Consider the following 19368-nt stretch of genomic DNA (forward strand, 5'->3'; position numbering starts at 1 on the left):
TCGGCCAGTGGTGCGTATCGGTCAGCAGGACGTCGAGTGGACGGCCTCGACGAGGGCCGGGTCCGCACCTGTCTTCGGGTCCTTCGGGTCAGCCGACCGCAGCGCCTCCAGGGCGGCCTGTGCGTCCTGCGACTGTTCGCGACTCTCGTAGTACTCACCGAGTGCGACGTCGACCGAGGTGCCCTGACGGCCGTCGTCGACGAGTTGTGCGCACGGCAGTGCCAGCCAGACGGCAGCCGCACTCGCCTTCCCCGCCGGCCCGAAGCGTATCTGCGCGTAGCAGGCGAGGTCGCGGTTCGGGTACACCGTGTCGTCGGTGTACGGGGTGTCGGCCGCGGGGGTGAAGCCCTGTGCGGTCAGATCGTCGGAGACCGAACGGGCGGCGCCTCGCTGTGACGACGCGTTGAGCACACGGACCTGGAAGGTCGACAGGGCGGCCGGCGAGACCTTGATCATCTCGTCGCGGTCGGCCGCGGCGAGATCGGGTGTCGGTGCCGGGGTCGCCGGTGTGGGTGGTGCGGGCGCCGACGGGTCGACCGAAGCCGGGGTCGGTTGATTGCAGGCTGTCGGAACCGACTCGGGTCCCGATTCACTCAGCGCGATCGCCCAGACGACCACACCCGCCACCAACAGCACCACTGCGGCGATGATCGCCGGCCGAAAGCGACGTCGCCGATACGGGCGACCCCTGTCGTCGACCGAGGACCCCGCGGTAATCTGCGCCACCACCCTGCATCGGCTCCTTCTCCGTCGAACGTGCCGCCCACTCTAAATGGTGATCCGCCGACGCTCGCGCAGGCAGGCCGACGGCGCCCTGCGACGGTGACCGGATCGCTGGTTCGCCGGCCCACGTCACCTCGATCCGGGCGGGTCGACACGCGGGGGAATGATCTCGCCGAGGTGTTCGTTGACCGTGGCGTCCCGGTGCACTATGCTTCGGGCGCCCGCCCTCCGAAGCAGACGGAAGGCATGTGGGTCGGATGTGATGAAGATCACGCCGATCGGCTGGGTCCTGGGTAACGAATTGCACGGGTCATGACGTTGAAGTGACGCCCGGCGGCAAGACAATCCCGGCGGGACTCGCGCACCTAGTTTGTTCGGCCACAAGCCGGCATCCGAGAGCGCCCCTCACACTCTCACACAGGTAAGGCACACAATGGCTACTGATTACGACGCGCCACGACGCACGGATACCGAGGACCTGAACGAGGACTCCCTCGAGGAGCTGAAGGCACGACGCAGCGAGGCCCAGTCGTCGGCGGTGGACGTCGACGAGAGCGATACCGCTGAATCGTTCGAACTACCGGGCGCCGACCTGTCCGGCGAGGAGCTGTCGGTCCGGGTCATCCCCAAGCAGGCCGACGAGTTCACTTGCAGCAGCTGTTTTCTCGTCTATCACCGCAGCCGGCTGGCGCGGCAGAACGGAAACTCGATGATCTGTGTGGACTGCGCCTGAGCAGTCCGACGCAGCGTCCCGGACGTACGACACCAGGCGGGTCGGTGGTGCCGACCCGCCCTCGGAGTCAGTCGGCGATGCCGGCCTCGGCTGCGGCGTCGGGTAGTTCCAGCGCCGCGAGAACCGCCGCCGGATTTCTCGTCGACACCAGCCAGTAGGGTGTCGGATCGTCGGGATCGTCGAGCACCAGCAGCACCATGGTCTTCACCCATGCCCGGTGAACCAGATACGCCGCGGGATCGAGCTGACGGCCGAGGGCGGCGCTCTTGGCCGTGGCGGGCACCGATGCCCCGCGGGCGATCACCGCTCGCGGCAGCCGCGCGCGGTGCGCCTGCAGCCGGCCGTCGGCGGTGACCCGCACCGTCACCCGGCCCAGCGACCACAGCATCCAGGCGCACAGCAGGGCGACGACCACATAACCCGCGATGCTCCATGCCGCCCGGTGCGCCGAGAGCTGGATCTCGTAGCCCACGACGCCGGTGACGGCCACCGCGGCGAGCCACCACCACCACGGCACGTACAGGCGCTCGTGGTATCGATCCGAGCCCGAGTTGCCTTCTGACACCGGCCGGTCCGCGTTCCGGGCGGACCCGCCTCCGTCATCGCCGGAGGGTTGACCGGCTGGATTCTCGGGTGATGCTGGGGGAGTCACGCGACCAGCGTAGTCTGCCCTCGTGGCGCCGAATTCTCCCACCGCGGCATCTGACCGCACCGACCCGATCGGACCCATCGCGGTCCGCCGAATCGATCCCGACATCCCGCTGCCTGCACGCGCACACCCCGGTGACGCCGGTGTCGACCTGTGCTCGACGATCGATCTCGAACTCCCGCCCGGACGTCGTCAGCTGGTCGGCACCGGAATCGCGATCGCGCTGCCGGCCGGGACGGTGGGCCTCGTGCATCCGCGGTCCGGACTCGCCGCGCGGGCGGGGCTGTCGATCGTGAACACTCCCGGAACGATCGATGCCGGGTACCGCGGGGAGATCAAGGTGTGTCTGGTGAATCTCGATCCCGACGAGCCGATCACCATCGCGCGCGGGGATCGGATCGCCCAGCTGCTCGTACAACGTGTCGAACTGCCCGACTTCGTCGAGGTCGAGGAGCTCGACGAGACCAGTCGCGGGGTCGGCGGTCACGGATCGAGCGGCGGCCACGCGATCCTTGCCGAGACCGTTGCCGAGATCGATGGTCGGGCCGGGGCCTGATCAACCGCGGCGTGACCCATCGAGACGTCGAGCACCCGACACCGGACCACTCGACACCGCTGCATCGAGACAGGGAGAGCAAACGACATGGCGACTGAAGACAACGGACTGCGCGTCGGGTCCGCACAGGGGCCCTACGACCTCGACGCCCTGGCGACGCCCACCGAGGACCTGGAGAACTCCCACCTCGATCTCGGTTCGGTTCTCGTGCCCGTCGTCGAAGGTGGTCAGGTGACCGTGGAGATGACCGCGGACCACCAGCCCGAATCGGTCTACCTGGTGACCCCGCACGGCCGGATCAACGTGAGTGCCTTCGCCGCGCCGAAATCCCCGGGTCTGTGGCGTGAGGTGGTGAAGGAATTGGCGGCCTCCCTGCGTGACGAGGGGGCATCGGTGTCCATCGAGGACGGACACTGGGGCCGCGAGGTCGTCGCCGCGGTGCCCGGCGGTCTGCACCGCTTCATCGGCGTCGACGGACCACGCTGGATGGTGCGGTGTGTCGCCAGCGGTCCCGACGAGGTCGCCGACGAGCTGGGCAGGTTGGCCCGCGCGGTGCTCGCCGAGTCCGTCGTGCGGCGCGGTACCGAACCATTTCCGCCACGCGATCCGCTTCCGGTGGTGTTGCCGCCGGTGCTGGCCGAACAGGTGGCGGCGGCGCAACAGCAGATGATCGCCGACCAGTCGGCAGATCCGTCGGCACTGTCCGGAAATCCCGTCGGCACCGACGAGGCGCAGCCCGGTCCCCTGGATCAGGCGTCGCCACCCGGTCCCGACGACGAGACCGACGACCTCCCCGCGGATGGCGACGACCAGATGCCGCGATCCTCCGGGTCGGCGATGCAGCGTTTCCGGCGGGATCGCCGCGGCTGAACGGACCGCACGGCCTCTCGCGCGGCATCGATCAGCGGATCGAGCGCCACGCCCGGGCACAACCGAACCCGAGTACAGACGGGTCGTTGCCCCACTGATCGAGCGTGACCTCGGTGAGGGCGGCCCGTGGAGCCGCGTCTGCCCACGCGCGGCCGACCCCGACCGGATGCACCGGGTCGTCGACGGCCACGGTGACCGCTAACGGAGCGGCCAACCCCGCGATCTGAGGCGGTGTAGGGGAACAGAAGGCGGCCGCGGCGCGCAACTGATCCGCGAGGCAGGGATGCAGCGCCCGCCACGACCGGCTCAGCTCGGTGGCGAGCCATGCCGGACTGGTCGCGGCCATCGCCGCCAGCGTGGGTTCGAGCCCGTCTGTGGTCAACGCACGTGCGGTCGCCGATGCGCTCCACGCGGCCGGCGCGGACGCCGGGTCACCGCTCCATGCCGGCAGTGCGGCCCAGACGCCGGCGCACGCGTTGTCCAACGCCCAGGACAGGGCGATCGCCGCGCCGATCGACACCCCGCCGACGATGATCGAGCCCGGGCGCTCGGCCACCAGCTCGTCGAGACGTTGCCGATACCCGTTGACCAGGTCGGATGTCGGTTCCAACGCCACCAGCGTCAGGCCGAGGGCATCGGCGGCGGGACCGAATGCACGTTCCACATAATCGGCGTCGGACCCCGTGCCGGGCATCGCGACGAGCGTCGTCGGGACCCTCCGTTCCGACCCCGGTGCGTCGGGCATGTAATGATCATGCCCGACGTTGAACAGGGAGCACGGACAGGATTACGCTGGCAACTGCAAGCAGGGGTCGGCAAACCCGTCCGTACTCTCACTACGATGAGTCACCCAGGAGGGTGTGATGCCTACCACCGGTTATCTGAAGCGGTTGACCCGCCGGCTGACCGAAGACCTCGGGGAGGCCGACGCCGAACAGATCGCTGAGGAATCACGTGCCACCGGCGCCCAGCGTGCCGCCGAGTGTTGTCGTGGTGACGAGGTGACCATGCACGGCGAGTTGCGCTCGGTCGAGACGTGTTCGCGAACCGCCAAGGTCGGGGTCAAGGCCGAGTTCTTCGACGGTTCGGACACCGTGCTGCTCAAGTGGCTCGGGCGAAATCGCATCCCGGGCATCGAGCCCGGACGAAAGCTCACCGTGCGGGGCCGGCTCGCGGAACACGACGGCAACAAGATCATCTACAACCCGTACTACGAGCTCTATGGCCCGGACGACGAATGACCCGGGCGTCGGTGACGCCGACGCCGGGGGCACCGAGTCGCCCGACACCGCCGAGGGAGCACGGTCCGAGCCGACACCCTCGATTCTGGACCAGATGGGCGGCCCGTCCGGACTGATCTATTCGACGGTGCCGATCGTCGTGTTCGTCCCCGTCAACGCCGTGTGGGGGCTGCGTGCGGCAATGGTGGCCGCGATCGCCGCGGCGGTGGTGATCTTCGGCATCCGGCTGTGGCGCCGTGAGCCCCTCAACCCGGCGATCTCCGGTCTGATCGGAGTCGCCATCTGCGTCTTCATCGCCCACCGCGTGGGGGACGCCAAGGGCTACTTCCTCTTCGGCATCTGGACGACACTCGCCTATGCAATCGTCTTCGTCGCCTCCATCGTGGTGCGGTGGCCGTTGGTCGGCGTGGCGTGGAATCTGGTCAGCGGCGAGGGTATGGCGTGGCGCAAGCATCGGAAGACGTTGCGTGCCTACGACCTGGCCACCGCCTTCTGGGCACTCGTCTTCGCGGCCCGCTATGTCACGCAGTCCGAACTCTACGACCACAGCAGCACCGGCTGGCTCGCCGTATCCCGCATCGCCATGGGCTGGCCGCTGACCGCCCTGGCTGTGCTCGCGACAGTGGTCCTGGTGCGCCGGGCCACCCGCGAAGAAGAGCGGGTCGAGCATCCCGATGGGGAACAACCGGTTCGGTAGCAGCCGAGCGAACCCCAACGCGCCGCGTCGTGCGTCACGTCGCAGCGCTTGCGGGCCCGTAGGACGAGCTCGCCGGCGCGCGCCACCCGATCGGGCGCGAGCCGTCAGTGCAGCTGCATCGCCTCGTGCAGCGCGGGTTCGGCCTCAGCAGGTGCGATGAACACCAATTCGTCCCCACCCTCGATCGGGTCGTCCTTCTGGGGCACGATGACCCGTCCGCCCCGCAGGATCGCGACCAGCGCCGCATCGCGGGGCAGATCCAGCTTGCGCACCGGCTTACCGGCCAGCGGGGTGTTCGACGGCAGGGTGAGTTCGACGAGATTCGCCTCTCCCTGACGAAACGTCATCAGCCGCACCAGGTCACCGACCGAGACCGCCTCCTCGACCAGTGAGGCCAGGATGCGCGGCGTCGACACCGCGACGTCGACCCCCCAGTCCTCGCCGAACAGCCATTCGTTGCGCGGGTCGTTGACCCGCGCGACCACCCGGTTGACCGCGAACTCTGTCTTGGCGAGCAGACTGACCACGAGGTTCGCCTTGTCGTCTCCGGTCGCGGCGATCATCACATCGAAGGTCTGTAGATCGGCCTGTTCGAGATTGCTCAGTTCGCAGGCATCGGCCTGGACCCAACTGGCCTCGGGAACCGACTCGGGGTCGATGTGGGCGATGTTGCGCTCGAACAGCGTGACCGCGTGGTGGTTGAGCAGCAGTTCACGGGCGATCGAACGTCCGACCGCACCGGCGCCGGCGATGGCGACCTTCATGGTGTGTCCTTCCTCACCGCTGGATCAGTCGGAGGTGATGCGCGGTGCTCGCGCGGTGGCACGTACCTCGGCGAGTCTCTCGATGAGGATCGCCGCGAAGATGAGATCGTCTTGCTGGAGAACCGTTTTGAGGTCGGGGAGGATCGGGCGGCCCAACCGGTTCAGGAATGCGATCCGCGCGCCGGTCTGCTCCTGGAACTTGCCGACGGTCACCCCGATCCAGCTCTCGTCCACATCGAGTTGCGCGATCGCGAGCGACCCCGAGGGGTCGCGCCATTCGGTCGTCGTCGACGTCTCGCCCAGCGCGGACACGAACCTCTCGGTCGTCCACGGCACGGTCGCCACGGTCGGGATCCCGAGTCGCTCATAGACCTCGGCACGTTTCGCGTCGTAGATGCGCGCGACGACACGCTCGATACCGAATGTCTCCCGCGCCACGCGCGCCGAGATGATGTTCGAGTTGTCGCCCGAGGAGACCGCGGCGAACGCGTCGGCGGTCTCGATCCCCGCCCGCTTCAGCACGTCCTGATCGAATCCGACCCCGATCACGGTGGTGCCGCGGAAGTCCGGGCTGAGCCGGACGAACGATGACTTGTCACGGTCGATGATGGCGACATCGTGACCACGCTTCTGCATCGCCATGGCCAGTGCCGACCCCACTCGGCCGCACCCCATGATGACTACCTGCACGTCCACCCTTCCGACGACCCATCGGTACTCCGGCCTCGTCCGAGATTCTCCGCACGGACGCATCGAACCTACCGCCTGCGCGGCTCGGCCGGGGCTTGACCATACACACCGATCGTCGGTCCCGGTCCGCTGTGGCCTTTGTCTACTACACGCTTTAGTGTTGCCTGGTGTCCACCGTGTCCAAGGTGTCCGTCGCGACGAAACGTTTGCTGCTCGGCCGCCCGTTCCGCAGCGACAAGTTGGGTCACACCCTGTTGCCCAAGCGCATCGCGCTCCCGGTCTTCGCCTCCGACGCGATGTCGTCGGTCGCGTACGCGCCGCAGGAGATCTTCCTCGTGCTGTCGGTCGCCGGACTCAGTGCGTTGTCGTTCACGCCGTGGGTCGCGCTCGCGGTCGCCGGGGTGATGGTCGTCGTGGTGGCCAGCTATCGGCAGAATGTGCACGCGTATCCGTCGGGTGGCGGTGACTACGAGGTCGCCACGGTGAACCTGGGCCCCAACGCCGGCCTCACGGTCGGCAGTGCGCTGCTCGTCGACTACGTGCTCACCGTCGCGGTGTCGATCTCCTCGGCGGCGGAGAACGTCGGCTCGGCGATCCCCTTCGTTTCCGATCACAAGGTGTGGTTCAGCGTCGTCGCGATCGCACTGCTGGCTTCGGTCAACCTTCGGGGCATCAAGGAATCGGGAACTGTCCTGGCGATCCCCACCTACGCGTTCATCATCGGCGTGCTGGGCATGCTGATCTGGGGTGCGATCGAGATCTTCGTCCTCGGTGACAATGTCCAATCCGAGACCGCCGACTTCGGTATCCGCGCAGAGAACGATCATCTCGTCGGCATCGCCTTCGTGTTCCTGATCGCACGCGCGTTCTCCTCGGGATGTGCGGCACTGACCGGTGTCGAGGCGATCAGCAACGGGGTCCCGGCGTTCCGGAAGCCGAAGTCGCGCAACGCCGCGACCACTCTGCTACTCCTCGGGACGTTCTCCATCACCCTGCTGCTGGGCATCGTCCTCCTGGCCCAGAAGATCGGGGCCAAATATGTGATGGATCCGGCAAACGACCTGATCGGCGCCCCCGAGGGCTATCAGCAGAAGGCGATGATCGCCCAACTCGCACATGCGGTGTTCGACTCGTTCCCGCCGGCGTTCTACTTCATCGCGACCGCGACCGCACTGATCCTCGTACTCGCGGCGAACACCGCGTTCAACGGTTTCCCCGTGCTCGGTTCGGTGCTGGCTCAGGACCGCTTCCTGCCGCGACAGCTGCACACCCGAGGCGACCGACTGGCCTTCAGCAACGGAATCGTGTTCCTCGCACTGGCCGCGGTCATCTTCGTGGTCGCCTTCGGCGCCCAGGTCACCTCCTTGATCCAGCTCTACATCGTCGGCGTGTTCGTCTCGTTCACCCTGAGCCAGACCGGCATGGTGCGGCATTGGACGCGGCACCTGCGCACCGAGACCGATCCGAATGCGCGCAGACGGATGCAGCAGTCCCGGGTGATCAACTCGATCGGCCTGGTGATGACCGCCACCGTGCTGGTGATCGTGTTGATCACCAAATTCACCGCGGGCGCGTGGATCGCGATCCTGGCCATGGTCGGGTTGTTCGTCCTGATGAAGCTGATCCACCATCACTACGCAACGGTGCAGCGAGAACTGGAACGCCAGGAAGAGGACTCGGTGTTGCCGAGCCGGACTCATTCGATCGTTCTGGTCTCCACCCTGCATCTGGCGACCAAACGCGCCGTTCTGTATGCACGTGCCACGCGGCCCGACGTCCTCGAGGCGATCACGGTCAACGTCGACGACCGGGATACCCGGAAGCTGGTGTCGGAGTGGGAGGCCAGCGACATCTCGGTGCCGCTCAAGGTCATCGCCTCGCCGTACCGCGAGATCACCCGACCCGTCATCGACTATGTCCGACGGGTGCGGCGTGAATCACCACGGGACGTCATCACCGTGTTCATCCCTGAATACGTCGTGGGTCACTGGTGGGAACAGATCCTGCACAACCAGTCTGCGCTGCGGCTCAAGGGCCGTCTCCTGTTCGAGCCGGGCGTGATGGTGACGTCGGTGCCCTGGCAGCTCACGTCGTCGGATCGACTGAAGAATCGGGATCTGACCTACTCGGCCCCCGGCGAGACACGTCGCGCGCTCGGCGGCAGCATGGACGAGCGGTGAGCGAAATCACCGCCGGCGCCGGGGGAGTCGGCTCCGAGTTGGTGTTACGTCCCGAGCGTCCCGCAAACGGTGGCGAGTCGGTCGCACGTGTGGACGGTCGCGTCGTCTTCGTCCGCGGCGCCATCCCCGGCGAACTCGTCCGCGCCCGGATCACCGACGACCACGCCGAACGCTTTGTCCGCGCCGAGGTGGTCGACGTCATCGAACCGTCGTCGCATCGTGTCGATTCGCCGTGTGACGCGGCACGCCACGGTGCCGGGTGCTGTGACCTCGGGTTCATCGACCCGGCGCATGCGCGTGAGCTCAAAGGTCAGGTCCTGCTCGACGCGTTGAGCCGCATCGGGGGATTCGAGGCCTCCGACCTGGCCGAGGCCGGAGTCGGCCCGGGCGTGGTCGCGTCGCTCGGCGACGACGGGACCGGATGGCGGGTTCGGACCCGTCTCGGTGTCGACGCCGAGGGCCGCCCGGGAATGCACGCGTTCCACGGGACGTCGATCGTGACCGGGCATCAGTGCGCCGCGCCCGAATCCGGCATGCTCGACGGCCTCGATGACTTGACCGTGGCACCCGGCGCCGATCTGGCCGTGGTGGTCGACATGAACGGCCGTCGACACATCTCCGAACTCGCACCGCCCAAGCGGCCGGGTGCCGGCACTCGCGGCGCCCGCGGCCGCGCCCAGGCCGCCCGGCGTCGGCGAGAGGGCCGGCGCGACGTCCGGGTCGTCGAAGGGGAATCGTCGGCACCTCATCGGGTCGGAGACCGGATCTGGCGGATTCCGGTGACCGCCTTCTGGCAGGCGCATCGCGCGGCGCCGTCGGTCTATGCCCGCACGGTCGTCGAGATGTTGTCCGCTACGCAGGTTGCGAGCCGGCCGGAGGGTTCGGTCGCCTGGGATCTCTACGGCGGTGCCGGGGTTTTCTCGGCGGCCCTGCACGACGACGCCGGTGCTGCCGGTTGCGGTGAGTTCGAGGCGATCCACGTCGTGGACTCCGATCCGGCGGCGCTCGCCGCAGCCGAGGACACCTTCGCGGAGGACCAGGGCATTTTCGTCCATCAGGGTGAGGTGTCCGCCGTGGCGGGGCGGCTGCCGTCGCCGGATGTCGTGGTGCTCGATCCACCCCGTACCGGAGCCGGACAGGCGGTGATCGGCATCGTCGCCGACGCCGACCCGTCGGTGATCGTGCATGTCGGCTGCGACGTCGGCCGATTCGCTCGCGACCTGGCGCTGTTCGCCGACCACGGCTATCGGCCGCGGGAGATCCGCGCCTTCGACGCGTTCCCGATGACACATCACGTCGAGGCGATCGCATGTCTGGTCCCGGCTCATCGGGGTGGGTGAACACGGCGGTGTGACCAACCCGACCGCGAGGCCCGCGGTCGACCGGGCCGGGGGAGCTGTGTGGGATCCGTAGACTGTCGGGACAGGACCGTACCCGTGATCGGGCCGGTGCCCACGCGCCGCAGCCCGGCGTTCATGAGCTGGATTCGATGGATGTGATGGAGGACCCGATGGGCGTGCTCGAGACGATCGGTTCGCCGGCCGACCTGAAGGCGCTGTCGTCGGACGAGATGGTGACGCTCGCCGCCGAGATCCGGGAGTTCCTCATCGACAAGGTCTCGGCGACCGGGGGACACCTCGGACCGAACCTGGGTGTGGTGGAACTGACACTCGCGCTGCACCGGGTGTTCGACTCCCCGGACGACCCGATCATCTTCGACACCGGCCATCAGAGTTATGTGCACAAAATCGTCACCGGCCGACGTGAGGGCTTCGATCGGCTGCGACAGCAGGGCGGTCTGACCGGCTATCAGGAACGCGCCGAGAGCGAGCACGACTGGGTCGAGTCATCGCATGCGTCGGCGGCGTTGTCCTACGCCGACGGACTCGCGAAGGCGTTCGAACTGACCGGGCAGGACATCCGGACCGTTGTCGCGGTGGTCGGTGACGGCGCACTGACCGGTGGGATGTGTTGGGAAGCGCTCAACAACATCGCCGGCGGCGACCGCCCGGTGATCATCGTCGTCAACGACAACGGCCGGTCGTACGCACCGACCATCGGCGGTCTGGCCAGCCACCTGTCGGGTCTGCGGCTGCAGCCCGGGTACGAACGTTTCCTCGACGAGAGCCGCAAAGCGGTGAAGCAGCTCCCGGTCGTCGGACCACCGGCATATGCGGTGCTGCACGGTGTGAAGAGCGGTCTGAAGGATCTGCTCGCGCCGCAGGCGATGTTCACCGATCTGGGGCTCAAGTACGTCGGTCCGGTCGACGGCCACGACATCGGGTCGCTGGAGTCGGCGCTGCGTCAGGCCAAGACATTCGGCGGACCGGTCATCGTGCACACCGTCACCCGCAAGGGGATGGGCTATGCACCGGCCGAGAATCATGAGGCCGACCAGATGCACTCGACCGGCATCATCGATCCCCGTACCGGTCGCGCCACCAGCGTCGCACCGCAGGATTGGACGTCGATCTTCTCGGCGGCGCTGGTCGAGGCCGGCACGCGTCGACGCGACGTCGTCGCGATCACCGCGGCGATGCCCGGCCCCACCGGTCTCACGCCCTTCGGCGACAGGTTCCCGGATCGGATGTTCGACGTCGGTATCGCCGAGCAGCATGCGCTGACGTCGGCGGCCGGGCTGGCGCTCGGTGGGCTGCATCCGGTGGTCGCGATCTACTCGACCTTCCTCAACCGGGCCTTCGACCAGCTGCTGATGGACGTGGCGCTGCTGCGGCTGCCGGTGACCCTGGTGCTCGACCGCTCCGGCATCACCGGCCCCGACGGTCCCAGCCACCACGGGATGTGGGATCTCTCACTCATGTCGTTGGTGCCCGGTCTGCGCGTCGCGGCACCGCGCGATGCGGTCCGCCTGCGAGAAGAGTTCGACGAGGCGCTCGCCGTGGCCGACGGACCCACTGCCGTGCGCTTCTCGAAGGGCGCCGTGCCGGAGGACATCCGAGCGGTTGAACGGCTCGACGACGGTGTCGACGTCCTGTACCGAGCGGCTCCGGGTGTCGGCGAGGCGGCCGGTGACGTGCTGATCGTCGCGGTCGGTGCCTTCTGTGGGCTCGCGGTCGACGCGGCCGAGCGCCTGGGCCGTCAGGGCATCGACGCGACCGTGGTCGATCCGCGCTGGGTCCTGCCGGTGCCGGCCTCGATCGCGAACCTCGCGACACGCCATCGGCTCGTGGTGACCTTGGAGGACAGCGGAGTTCGCGGCGGTGTCGGTTCGGCGGTGAGCGACGCCCTGTCGGAGGCCGGTGTCGCGGTCCCGGTACAGCACCGCGGCATCCCACAGCAGTTCGTCGAGCACGCGTCGCGCGGCGATCTGTTGGCCGGATTCGGTCTCACGGCGCAGGATCTGGCACGGACCATCACCGCCACGGTCGCCGAGATCCACTCGGTCGCCGATCCGGGTGATGCCGACGAACTGTCACAGCCCGACCTGTCCAGCGCACCCGAATCCGACTCCTGAGGCGTACTCGCGGTTCTGCGGGTTTCGACGTGATCCTGTCGGCGGCATAGGGATTCTGTCCGTCGGGGTTCTCGCAGGCAGTGCGAACACGGGTCCTGTCGGCGTCGTGCTGAGTCGTCACTCGTGCGTGACGTCGCCGTCCGCAGCGGCCGTGTCCGTGGCAGCCGCCGCGTTGAGAGCCTCGGCGATCGGCGCAGCACAGAGTTCGCGTTGCCACCGCCGGGCGCCCTCGGCCGCGAGACGGCGATCGATGGACTCAGCTGTCGCCGGAAGATCCACACCGTCCCAACACAGTTGACGCACCACCTCGGGGAGCAGCAGGTTCTCCACCGGGACCTGGTGAGTGTCCGCGATCTCCCTGACGACCGGTCGGACCTGCGCCGCGCGCGCAGCCGCCTCCGGATTGCGCTGATCCCACCGGTTGATCGGTGGCAGGCCGGTCACCGGCGACTTCCGCGGTGGCAGTTGGTCGTCGGGAAGTTCGCGCGCTCGTTCGAGGGCGTCGAGCCAGATCCGGGCCTGGCGTCGTTGGCGAGGCCCCCCGAAAATGGGCAGCCGGGTGAGGTCGGATTGGGTTCGCGGATCCGCGTTCGCCGCCGTGACGATGGCCGAATCCGGCAGGATGCGCCCGGGTGCGACGTCGCGCCGCTGCGCCAGTTCCTCACGCGCGGTCCACAGTTCTCGGACCGCGGCGAGGGTGCGAGCACTCTTGATGGTGTGGATATTGGAGGTCTTGCGCCAGCGGTCGGTCCGGGGCGGTGCCGGGGGGCGGTCGAGTACGAATCGGAATTCTTCACGGGCCCACTGATCCTTGCCGGCGTCGGCGAGCGCCGCATCCATCGCATCGCGTAGCTCGATCAGCACCTCGACGTCGAGGGCGGCGTAGTTGAGCCAGTCGTCGGGTAGTGGCCGTCGGGACCAGTCCGCGGCGCCGTGTCCCTTGATGAGGCCGAGCCCGAGGAACTCCGCCACCATCGCGGCGAGGTTGACCTTGGCCAGGCCGAGCAACCGTCCGGCGAGCTCGGTGTCATAGAGTTCGCGACACACGAATCCGACTTCGCGTAGGCAGGGAAGATCCTGGTCAGCGGCATGCAGCACCCATTCGGGGCCGTCGAGCGCCGCGATGATCGGTGCCAGTCCGGCGGGTTCCTCGATGGGATCGAGCAGGAAGCTGCCCGCGCCGGCGCGGCGGATCTGGATCAGGTAGGCCCTCTGGGAGTACCGGTAGCCCGACGCGCGTTCGGTGTCCACCGCGATGGGTCCGGTCGCAGCGGACAATTTCTCGGCGGCCTCGGCGAACTGGGCTGCGGTGGAGAGCACGGGCGGGACGCCGTCGGCCGGGCTGAGCAGGGGCACGGTGGTCGGTTCGGCGGGCACCGCGCCCGCCTCGGGGTCTTCCGACGATGACCCTGTGTCGCCGTGGTCACCGATACTCATCCCGAGCCGTGCCGATTCAGTTGGGGCCCAGCTCGGTGATACCGGCCGGAGGAAGGCCGGCGGCCGAGGACAGGACTTCACAGAACGCCTCGAGATGGCCGGCGAGGTCCAGGGTGGTCGCGGTCCATGACGCGCGCAGTTCCAACTGATGTGCGCGCGGGGGACCGGCGATGTCGCCGTAGCGCACCGATGTCGTCGATGTCACGGTGCCTCCCAGTGCGGTGACGTCGACTCCGCGAGTCGGGGAGGATCCTGACGTCGCCGTCTCGCCTGCGGGGACACCCAAGGCTTCCGACAGCCAGCTCCAGGCCACCTCGGGCAACAACGGGTCCATCGCCAGGGCGGCCTCGACCTCGGCCTGTACGTAGGCCACCAGACGCATCGTGCCGTTCCACGCTTCCTGGCCGGCCGGGTCGTACAGCAGGATCAGACGCCCGAACGAACTCCCGGTCGAGTCGACCGGGACGTCGTCGAAGTCCTCGGCGGTCCGGACCTCGGCGCCCACCGCGTAGCTGTATGGGGCGAGCCGCTGCGGGGGCCGGATCGGACCGACCTCGATTTCCGACCGGATCCGCGCGGCGTGCAATGACTCGACCGCGGTGCGGAAGTCAGCAGGCTCCGTCGGAGCTCCAGAAGAGGTCACGGTTCGACGGTAGGTCCGGCTACCCCACGGTGGTCGGAGGCGCGCCGACACATGGCAGAGTAGGCACTGATGTCCGAGACAACGCGATCCCGCGCCCGCCGCGCTCACCACCGTCCGCTGGTCGAGGCCGCCACCGGCGGGAAACCCAGCCGCCGGCCCGTCTGGTTCATGCGTCAGGCCGGTCGATCACTGCCCGAATACCGTGCCATCCGTGCCGACCACGGGATGCTCGAGTCCTGTTTCGACCCGGCGCTGGTGTGTGAGATCACGATGCAACCGGTGCGCAGGCACGACGTCGACGCGGCGATCCTGTTCTCCGACATCGTGGTGCCCCTGAAGGCGGCCGGCATCGACCTCGACATCGTCGCGGGTACGGGCCCTGTCATCGCGCAGCCGGTGCGGACGGCCGCGGACGTCGCCGCACTGCCTCGGCTCGAAACCGACTCGGTCGGTGCGATCGCGCACGCCATCGAACTGCTCCTCGACGAACTTCCCGAGGCCGTGGCGATGATCGGGTTCGCCGGTGCACCGTTCACGCTGGCGTCGTACCTGATCGAGGGCGGGCCGAGCCGCACCTACACGCGGACCAAGGCATTGATGCACGCCGAGCCCGACACCTGGCATGCGCTCATGGGTCGTCTCGCCGACCTGACCATCGCGTTTCTGCAGGTTCAGCTGGAGGCCGGCGTGGACGCGGTTCAGCTGTTCGACTCGTGGGCCGGCGCGCTCTCATTGGCCGACTACCGCACCTACGTGGCACCGCACAGCGCACGCGTGTTCGCCGAGATCGCCGCCTTCGGGGTACCGCGAATCCACTTCGGCGTCGGTACGGGAGAACTGCTCGGTGCGATGGCCGAGGTCGGCGCAGATGTGATCGGGGTGGACTGGCGGGTTCCGCTCGACGAGGCGGTACGGCGGGTCGGCCCGGGAAAGGCGGTCCAAGGCAACCTCGACCCCACACTGCTCTTCGCCGGGCCGGATGTCGTCGAGCGTGAGGTGCGACGCGTCATCGCCGACGGCGAGCGGGCTGTACGGGCCGGTGCCACCGGCCACATCGTCAACCTCGGTCACGGTGTCCTTCCCGACACCGACCCCGACGTCCTCACCCGGGTCGTCGAGCTGATCCACACCATCTGATGGCAGGTCGGGCGCGGCGAGTGGCGGTCGTCGGGGCTGGTATCTCCGGCCTGACCGCCGCCTACCGGTTGCGTCAGAAGCTCGGTGCCGACGCGCACATCGACGTGCACGAATGCGGCACCCGTGCCGGTGGTGTGCTGCGCACGGTCGACGTCGGAGGGCGGTCCGTCGACGTCGGGGCAGAGGCGTTCATCGTGCGGCGCCCGGAGGCGCTGGAGCTCGTCGCCGAACTCGGCCTGACCGACCGCATCGTCTCGCCCACCTCGCGCAGACCCGCGGTGTGGTCGGCGGGACGGCTCCATCCACTGCCCACGCCCGCGTTGATGGGCATCCCGGCGAGTGCCGATGCGGTGATCGGCCTCGCCGACCGCGTCGATCTGGAGCGGATCGACGCCGAACCCGACCGACCCTGGCGGTGGGAGTCCGGCACCGACGTCTCCCTCGGAGATCTGGTCGCCGAGCGCTTCGGGCCGTCGGTCGTCGCCCGCAGCGTCGACCCGATGCTCGGTGGCGTGTATTCCAGCCTCGCCGCCGACATCGGTGTGCGCGAAGCACTCCCGGCGCTGGCCGCGCGGCTCGACGCGGGCGCGCCGAGCCTGAGCGCCGCAGTGAGGGAGCTGGTTTTGCAGAGCACGGGTTCCGGTCCCGTCTTCGGAACACTCGTCGGCGGCTACCGGGTGCTGATCGACGCCCTGATCGCGGCGGCTGATGTGGAGCCCCAGCTGTGCTCGTATGTGGCCGGACTCGCGCCGTCACGTGCGGGATGGTCTCTCGACCTGAGTGACGGGCGGACCGCCGACTATGACGGGGTGATCCTCGCCATGCCTGCATGGCAGGCCGGATACACCCTCCGAAAGGCGCTGCCGGAGGTCTCGGAGCCGCTGCAGGCCGTTCGCCGGGCGTCGTCGCTCGTGGTGTCCATCGCGCTGGAACCGGGTACTGCGCTGCCGGACCACTCCGGTGTGTTGGTGGCGACCGGCGACAGTCTGCGGGCCAAGGCCTTCACCCTCAGTTCGCAGAAGTGGTCGCACCTGTCCGGCGAGGACGGTCCTGTGTCGGTGCGCGCGTCGTTCGGTCGATACCGCGCGGCCGTGCCGGACGACTGCATCGAACCCGGCGTCGACGACCGGATCCGCACGGAGGCTCTCGAAGATCTCGACGAGGTGTGCCGTGCTGCCGGAGAGGCGGCACCGTCGTCGAAGGTGGTCGAGGTCGTCGTGCAGCGGTGGACGAACGGTCTTCCGGTGTACTCGCCCGGCCACCTCGAATCCATGGCCGACGTCGAACGCCGTCGTCCCAGGGGTCTCGCGTTCGCCGGTTCGGCGTACGCCGGCGTCGGTGTACCCGCCTGTATCGGCCGGGCCGGACGTGCTGTGAACGCTCTCCTCGGCGATCTGACCTGACCGACTGTGCGTCTGACCTGACTGACTGCGCGAACGAGCGCGGTGGCACCATGAACTGCATGAGCCGCTTGGACTATGCAGAACTCAATGCCACCGTCCGCTACCTGATGTTCTCGGTGTTCGCGGTGCGGCCCGGCGAACTCGGCGAGGACCGGGACCAGGTGAAGGCGGACGCCACCGACTTCCTGAAATCCCTGGAGGACTCCGGCGTGGTGGTGCGTGGAGTCTATGACGTCTCGGGACTACGGGCCGACGCCGATTTCATGATCTGGTGGCACGCCGAGGAGGTCGAGCAGCTGCAGGCCGCCTATGCGCGATTCCGCCGGGAGACGATCCTGGGCAAGGCGTGCAACGCGGTTTGGAGCAATGTTGCGCTGCACCGGCCGGCCGAGTTCAACAAGAGCCACATCCCCGCGTTCCTGGCGGGTGAGGAGCCGGGCAACTATATCTGCGTCTACCCGTTCGTCCGGTCCTACGAGTGGTACCTGCTGCCCGATGAGGAGCGTCGCAAGATGCTCGCCGACCACGGCAAGGCGGCCCGGGCGTACAAAGATGTCCGCGCCAACACCGTGTCGTCGTTCGCCCTCGGTGACTACGAGTGGCTGCTGGCGTTCGAGGCGCCGGAGCTGCACCGCATCGTCGACCTCATGCGCGACCTGCGCGCGACCGAGGCGCGACTGCATGTGCGCGAGGAGACCCCGTTCTTCACCGGCCCTCGCGTGGAGCCCACCGCCCTGATCGACGCACTGCCCTGAGGCTGCGACCTGCTGCTGAGGCTCGAACTGCGCTGACTCCGCACGCCCTGACGAATACGCGAGGCGTGCGGGCGCGTCCACGACAATCTCGCTGGTCGAGTAGCAGCGAACGAAGTGAGTCGTGTATCGAGACCGGGGTTGCGGGATCTCGATACGGCCCCTCGCCTGGCGGCTCGGAACCTACTCGATCACCGGGTGGTGTCCCTCGCTTGGCGGCTCGGAACCTACTCGATCACCGGGTGGTGTCCCTCGCTTGGCGGCTCGGAACCTACTCGATCACCGGGTGGTGTCCCTCGCTTGGCGGCTCGGAACCTACTCGATCACCGGGTGGTGTCCCTCGCCTGGCGGCTCGGAACCTACTCGATCACCGGGTGGTGTCCCTCGCCTGGCGGCTCGGAACCTACTCGATCGTCGGAGGCTTCGCTGGTGAGCGAATCCGTAGACGCGTGGTGGCGTCGATCGTCTCCGCCGATCTGCCCGCGATATCGGTGACCCCTTCACCACCGCATCCGCACCCGCATGCTCCGTGGAGCGGGCCGGGCGCAGCAGCTAAGCCGCACCACCGGTCACCTCGATGATGGTCCTCGCCACGAGATCCGGGTCGTCGATCATCGGAATGTGTCCGACACCGGGCAGAAGCACCCACGTGGCACCCGGCAACCGTGCCCGTGCGGTCTGGCCATATGTCGCGGCTGGAACGATCTTGTCGAACTGGGCCCACGCCAGAGTGATCGGGCATGGCAGCGGATCCAGTGGTTCGGCCTGCTCGTCGATCGTGTAGTCCTCCAGGAACGGACAGTCGATGATTCCGTCGATCATTTCCACGACCCGCGCCGCCGGTATGCGGTCGCCGTGACATGCGCCCGCACGCACGCTGAGGCGGCGCATCATTGCCGATCTGAGCACAAACGGCGCCAGCGGACGTACCACGGGCGCCAGCCCACGCGCCCTGTGCAGTTGTCCGAGGACTTTTCGATGAGAACTCCTGTCCCACCAGTAACCTGCCGGTGAGAAAGCACAGACGGTTGCGGCGCGCTCACGCCGGGCCAACTCGATTGCCACCCAAGCACCCAGAGAGTTGCCGGCGAGGTGCGGCCGCGCCAGACCCTGCTCGTCCAGATACTGTTCCACCGCATCCACGAGGTGGCTGACACGCAGGGGCCGGTGCTGGATCGTGGGCCCGTCGTGGTGCCCGAGCAATGTCGGCGTATAGACGTCGTGGTGCGCGGACAGCAGCGGAACGACGTCGCGCCAGATGCGACCCGAATGAGTTACGCCATGCAGCAGGACCAGGGGCGACGTCCGCGAGGTCACGCCACAGAGTGTGCCACCGACGCGGCCTCTGCGGTCACCGAAAGGGTGGGACGAGCGAGGTGCAGGTTCTGTCGGCCCGGTGCAGAAGGCCCGACAAACGG

Annotated in this window: 19 protein-coding genes; 11 read left to right on the forward strand and 8 right to left on the reverse strand. The window is 68.1% G+C overall.

Annotation, left to right across the window (positions count from 1 at the left end; translation table 11 throughout):
- Positions 1-21: 21 nt before the first annotated feature.
- Positions 22-729: an envelope integrity protein Cei gene (gene cei, locus ACVT6V_RS17160; protein ID WP_489894825.1), complete on the reverse strand. Its 708-nt coding sequence runs from the start codon at positions 727-729 to the stop codon at positions 22-24.
- A gap of 427 nt (positions 730-1156) precedes the next feature.
- Between cei and ACVT6V_RS17165 the strand changes: the two genes are divergently transcribed.
- Positions 1157-1456: a DUF4193 domain-containing protein gene (locus tag ACVT6V_RS17165; RefSeq protein ID WP_489894826.1), complete on the forward strand. Its 300-nt coding sequence runs from the start codon at positions 1157-1159 to the stop codon at positions 1454-1456.
- A 67-nt stretch (positions 1457-1523) separates the two neighbouring features.
- Here the strand turns inward: ACVT6V_RS17165 and ACVT6V_RS17170 are convergent, their stop codons facing one another.
- Positions 1524-2108: a DUF3093 domain-containing protein gene (locus ACVT6V_RS17170; RefSeq protein WP_489894828.1), complete on the reverse strand. Its 585-nt coding sequence runs from the start codon at positions 2106-2108 to the stop codon at positions 1524-1526.
- Between the two features lie 22 nt (positions 2109-2130).
- Here ACVT6V_RS17170 and dut point away from each other — a divergent pair, with 22 nt between their 5' ends.
- Positions 2131-2661 (forward strand): dUTP diphosphatase, encoded by a 531-nt coding sequence (dut, locus tag ACVT6V_RS17175; RefSeq protein WP_489894830.1) that lies wholly within the window; start codon positions 2131-2133, stop codon positions 2659-2661.
- Positions 2662-2748: 87 nt separating this feature from the next.
- The gene (locus tag ACVT6V_RS17180) at positions 2749-3531 is read left to right on the forward strand and encodes a DUF3710 domain-containing protein (RefSeq protein ID WP_489894832.1); all 783 of its coding nucleotides are present in this window, start codon (positions 2749-2751) and stop codon (positions 3529-3531) included.
- Positions 3532-3562: 31 nt separating this feature from the next.
- Here ACVT6V_RS17180 and ACVT6V_RS17185 read toward each other — a convergent pair whose 3' ends face one another.
- Entirely contained in the window at positions 3563-4276 is a 714-nt protein-coding gene (locus ACVT6V_RS17185; RefSeq protein ID WP_489894834.1) for an alpha/beta hydrolase, read from the reverse strand.
- Positions 4277-4394: 118 nt separating this feature from the next.
- On the opposite strand from ACVT6V_RS17185, the gene ACVT6V_RS17190 reads away from it, so the two are divergent.
- Together ACVT6V_RS17190 and ACVT6V_RS17195 are read left to right on the forward strand one after the other, a co-directional pair.
- Positions 4395-4772: an OB-fold nucleic acid binding domain-containing protein gene (locus ACVT6V_RS17190; protein ID WP_489894836.1), complete on the forward strand. Its 378-nt coding sequence runs from the start codon at positions 4395-4397 to the stop codon at positions 4770-4772.
- Positions 4753-5469 (forward strand): DUF3159 domain-containing protein, encoded by a 717-nt coding sequence (locus ACVT6V_RS17195; RefSeq protein WP_489894837.1) that lies wholly within the window; start codon positions 4753-4755, stop codon positions 5467-5469. The genes ACVT6V_RS17190 and ACVT6V_RS17195 overlap by 20 nt, the downstream gene beginning before the upstream one ends.
- Before the next feature lie 104 nt (positions 5470-5573).
- Here ACVT6V_RS17195 and ACVT6V_RS17200 read toward each other — a convergent pair whose 3' ends face one another.
- Positions 5574-6233 carry a potassium channel family protein gene (locus tag ACVT6V_RS17200; RefSeq protein WP_489894839.1) on the reverse strand — a complete coding sequence of 220 codons (660 nt, stop codon included), beginning with the start codon at positions 6231-6233 and terminating at the stop codon, positions 5574-5576.
- 24 nt (positions 6234-6257) lie between these two features.
- Positions 6258-6923 carry a potassium channel family protein gene (locus tag ACVT6V_RS17205; RefSeq protein ID WP_489894841.1) on the reverse strand — a complete coding sequence of 222 codons (666 nt, stop codon included), beginning with the start codon at positions 6921-6923 and terminating at the stop codon, positions 6258-6260.
- Between the two features lie 167 nt (positions 6924-7090).
- On the opposite strand from ACVT6V_RS17205, the gene ACVT6V_RS17210 reads away from it, so the two are divergent.
- The 3 genes from ACVT6V_RS17210 (at position 7091) to dxs (ending at position 12578) form a co-directional block, all read left to right on the forward strand.
- On the forward strand, positions 7091-9103 hold the full coding sequence (locus tag ACVT6V_RS17210; protein ID WP_489894843.1) for an APC family permease: 2013 nt from the start codon (positions 7091-7093) through the stop codon (positions 9101-9103).
- Positions 9100-10443 (forward strand): class I SAM-dependent RNA methyltransferase, encoded by a 1344-nt coding sequence (locus ACVT6V_RS17215; RefSeq protein WP_489894845.1) that lies wholly within the window; start codon positions 9100-9102, stop codon positions 10441-10443. Before ACVT6V_RS17210 ends, ACVT6V_RS17215 begins: the two co-directional genes overlap by 4 nt.
- A gap of 170 nt (positions 10444-10613) precedes the next feature.
- A complete protein-coding gene (gene dxs / locus ACVT6V_RS17220) occupies positions 10614-12578 on the forward strand; it encodes a 1-deoxy-D-xylulose-5-phosphate synthase (RefSeq protein ID WP_489900857.1) in 1965 nt (654 codons plus the stop codon).
- A gap of 117 nt (positions 12579-12695) precedes the next feature.
- Here dxs and ACVT6V_RS17225 read toward each other — a convergent pair whose 3' ends face one another.
- Positions 12696-14015, reverse strand: coding sequence for an HRDC domain-containing protein (locus ACVT6V_RS17225; RefSeq protein ID WP_489894847.1), 1320 nt, complete (start codon positions 14013-14015; stop codon positions 12696-12698).
- Positions 14016-14031: 16 nt separating this feature from the next.
- A complete protein-coding gene (locus tag ACVT6V_RS17230; RefSeq protein WP_489894848.1) occupies positions 14032-14658 on the reverse strand; it encodes a DUF3000 domain-containing protein in 627 nt (208 codons plus the stop codon).
- A gap of 69 nt (positions 14659-14727) precedes the next feature.
- Here ACVT6V_RS17230 and hemE point away from each other — a divergent pair, with 69 nt between their 5' ends.
- The 3 genes from hemE to hemQ are packed head-to-tail and all read left to right on the forward strand — an operon-like array spanning position 14728 to position 17953.
- Positions 14728-15795, forward strand: a complete 1068-nt coding sequence (gene hemE, locus ACVT6V_RS17235) for a uroporphyrinogen decarboxylase (RefSeq protein ID WP_489894850.1) — start codon at positions 14728-14730, stop codon at positions 15793-15795.
- Complete coding sequence (gene hemG / locus ACVT6V_RS17240; protein WP_489894852.1) at positions 15795-17198, forward strand: protoporphyrinogen oxidase; 1404 nt, start codon at positions 15795-15797, stop codon at positions 17196-17198. The genes hemE and hemG overlap by 1 nt, the downstream gene beginning before the upstream one ends.
- Positions 17199-17257: 59 nt before the next feature.
- Positions 17258-17953, forward strand: coding sequence for a hydrogen peroxide-dependent heme synthase (hemQ, locus tag ACVT6V_RS17245; protein WP_489894854.1), 696 nt, complete (start codon positions 17258-17260; stop codon positions 17951-17953).
- A gap of 549 nt (positions 17954-18502) precedes the next feature.
- Here the strand turns inward: hemQ and ACVT6V_RS17250 are convergent.
- Positions 18503-19267: an alpha/beta fold hydrolase gene (locus ACVT6V_RS17250; RefSeq protein ID WP_489894856.1), complete on the reverse strand. Its 765-nt coding sequence runs from the start codon at positions 19265-19267 to the stop codon at positions 18503-18505.
- Positions 19268-19368 lie beyond the last annotated feature (101 nt).

This window comes from Gordonia sp. LMA167 (assembly GCF_058130025.1).

What these genes read in the sequence shown, in the direction of transcription:
- ACVT6V_RS17165 (WP_489894826.1), top strand. Translation starts at nt 1,157, where the DNA reads ATGGCTACTGATTACGACGCGCCACGACGCACGGATACCGAGGACCTG.
- ACVT6V_RS17195 (WP_489894837.1), top strand. Translation starts at nt 4,753, where the DNA reads ATGGCCCGGACGACGAATGACCCGGGCGTCGGTGACGCCGACGCCGGG.
- ACVT6V_RS17185 (WP_489894834.1), bottom strand. Translation starts at nt 4,276, where the DNA reads ATGCCCGACGCACCGGGGTCGGAACGGAGGGTCCCGACGACGCTCGTC.
- hemE (WP_489894850.1), top strand. Translation starts at nt 14,728, where the DNA reads ATGTCCGAGACAACGCGATCCCGCGCCCGCCGCGCTCACCACCGTCCG.
- hemQ (WP_489894854.1), top strand. Translation starts at nt 17,258, where the DNA reads ATGAGCCGCTTGGACTATGCAGAACTCAATGCCACCGTCCGCTACCTG.
- ACVT6V_RS17180 (WP_489894832.1), top strand. Translation starts at nt 2,749, where the DNA reads ATGGCGACTGAAGACAACGGACTGCGCGTCGGGTCCGCACAGGGGCCC.
- hemG (WP_489894852.1), top strand. Translation starts at nt 15,795, where the DNA reads ATGGCAGGTCGGGCGCGGCGAGTGGCGGTCGTCGGGGCTGGTATCTCC.
- ACVT6V_RS17190 (WP_489894836.1), top strand. Translation starts at nt 4,395, where the DNA reads ATGCCTACCACCGGTTATCTGAAGCGGTTGACCCGCCGGCTGACCGAA.
- ACVT6V_RS17225 (WP_489894847.1), bottom strand. Translation starts at nt 14,015, where the DNA reads ATGAGTATCGGTGACCACGGCGACACAGGGTCATCGTCGGAAGACCCC.
- ACVT6V_RS17200 (WP_489894839.1), bottom strand. Translation starts at nt 6,233, where the DNA reads ATGAAGGTCGCCATCGCCGGCGCCGGTGCGGTCGGACGTTCGATCGCC.
- dxs (WP_489900857.1), top strand. Translation starts at nt 10,614, where the DNA reads ATGGGCGTGCTCGAGACGATCGGTTCGCCGGCCGACCTGAAGGCGCTG.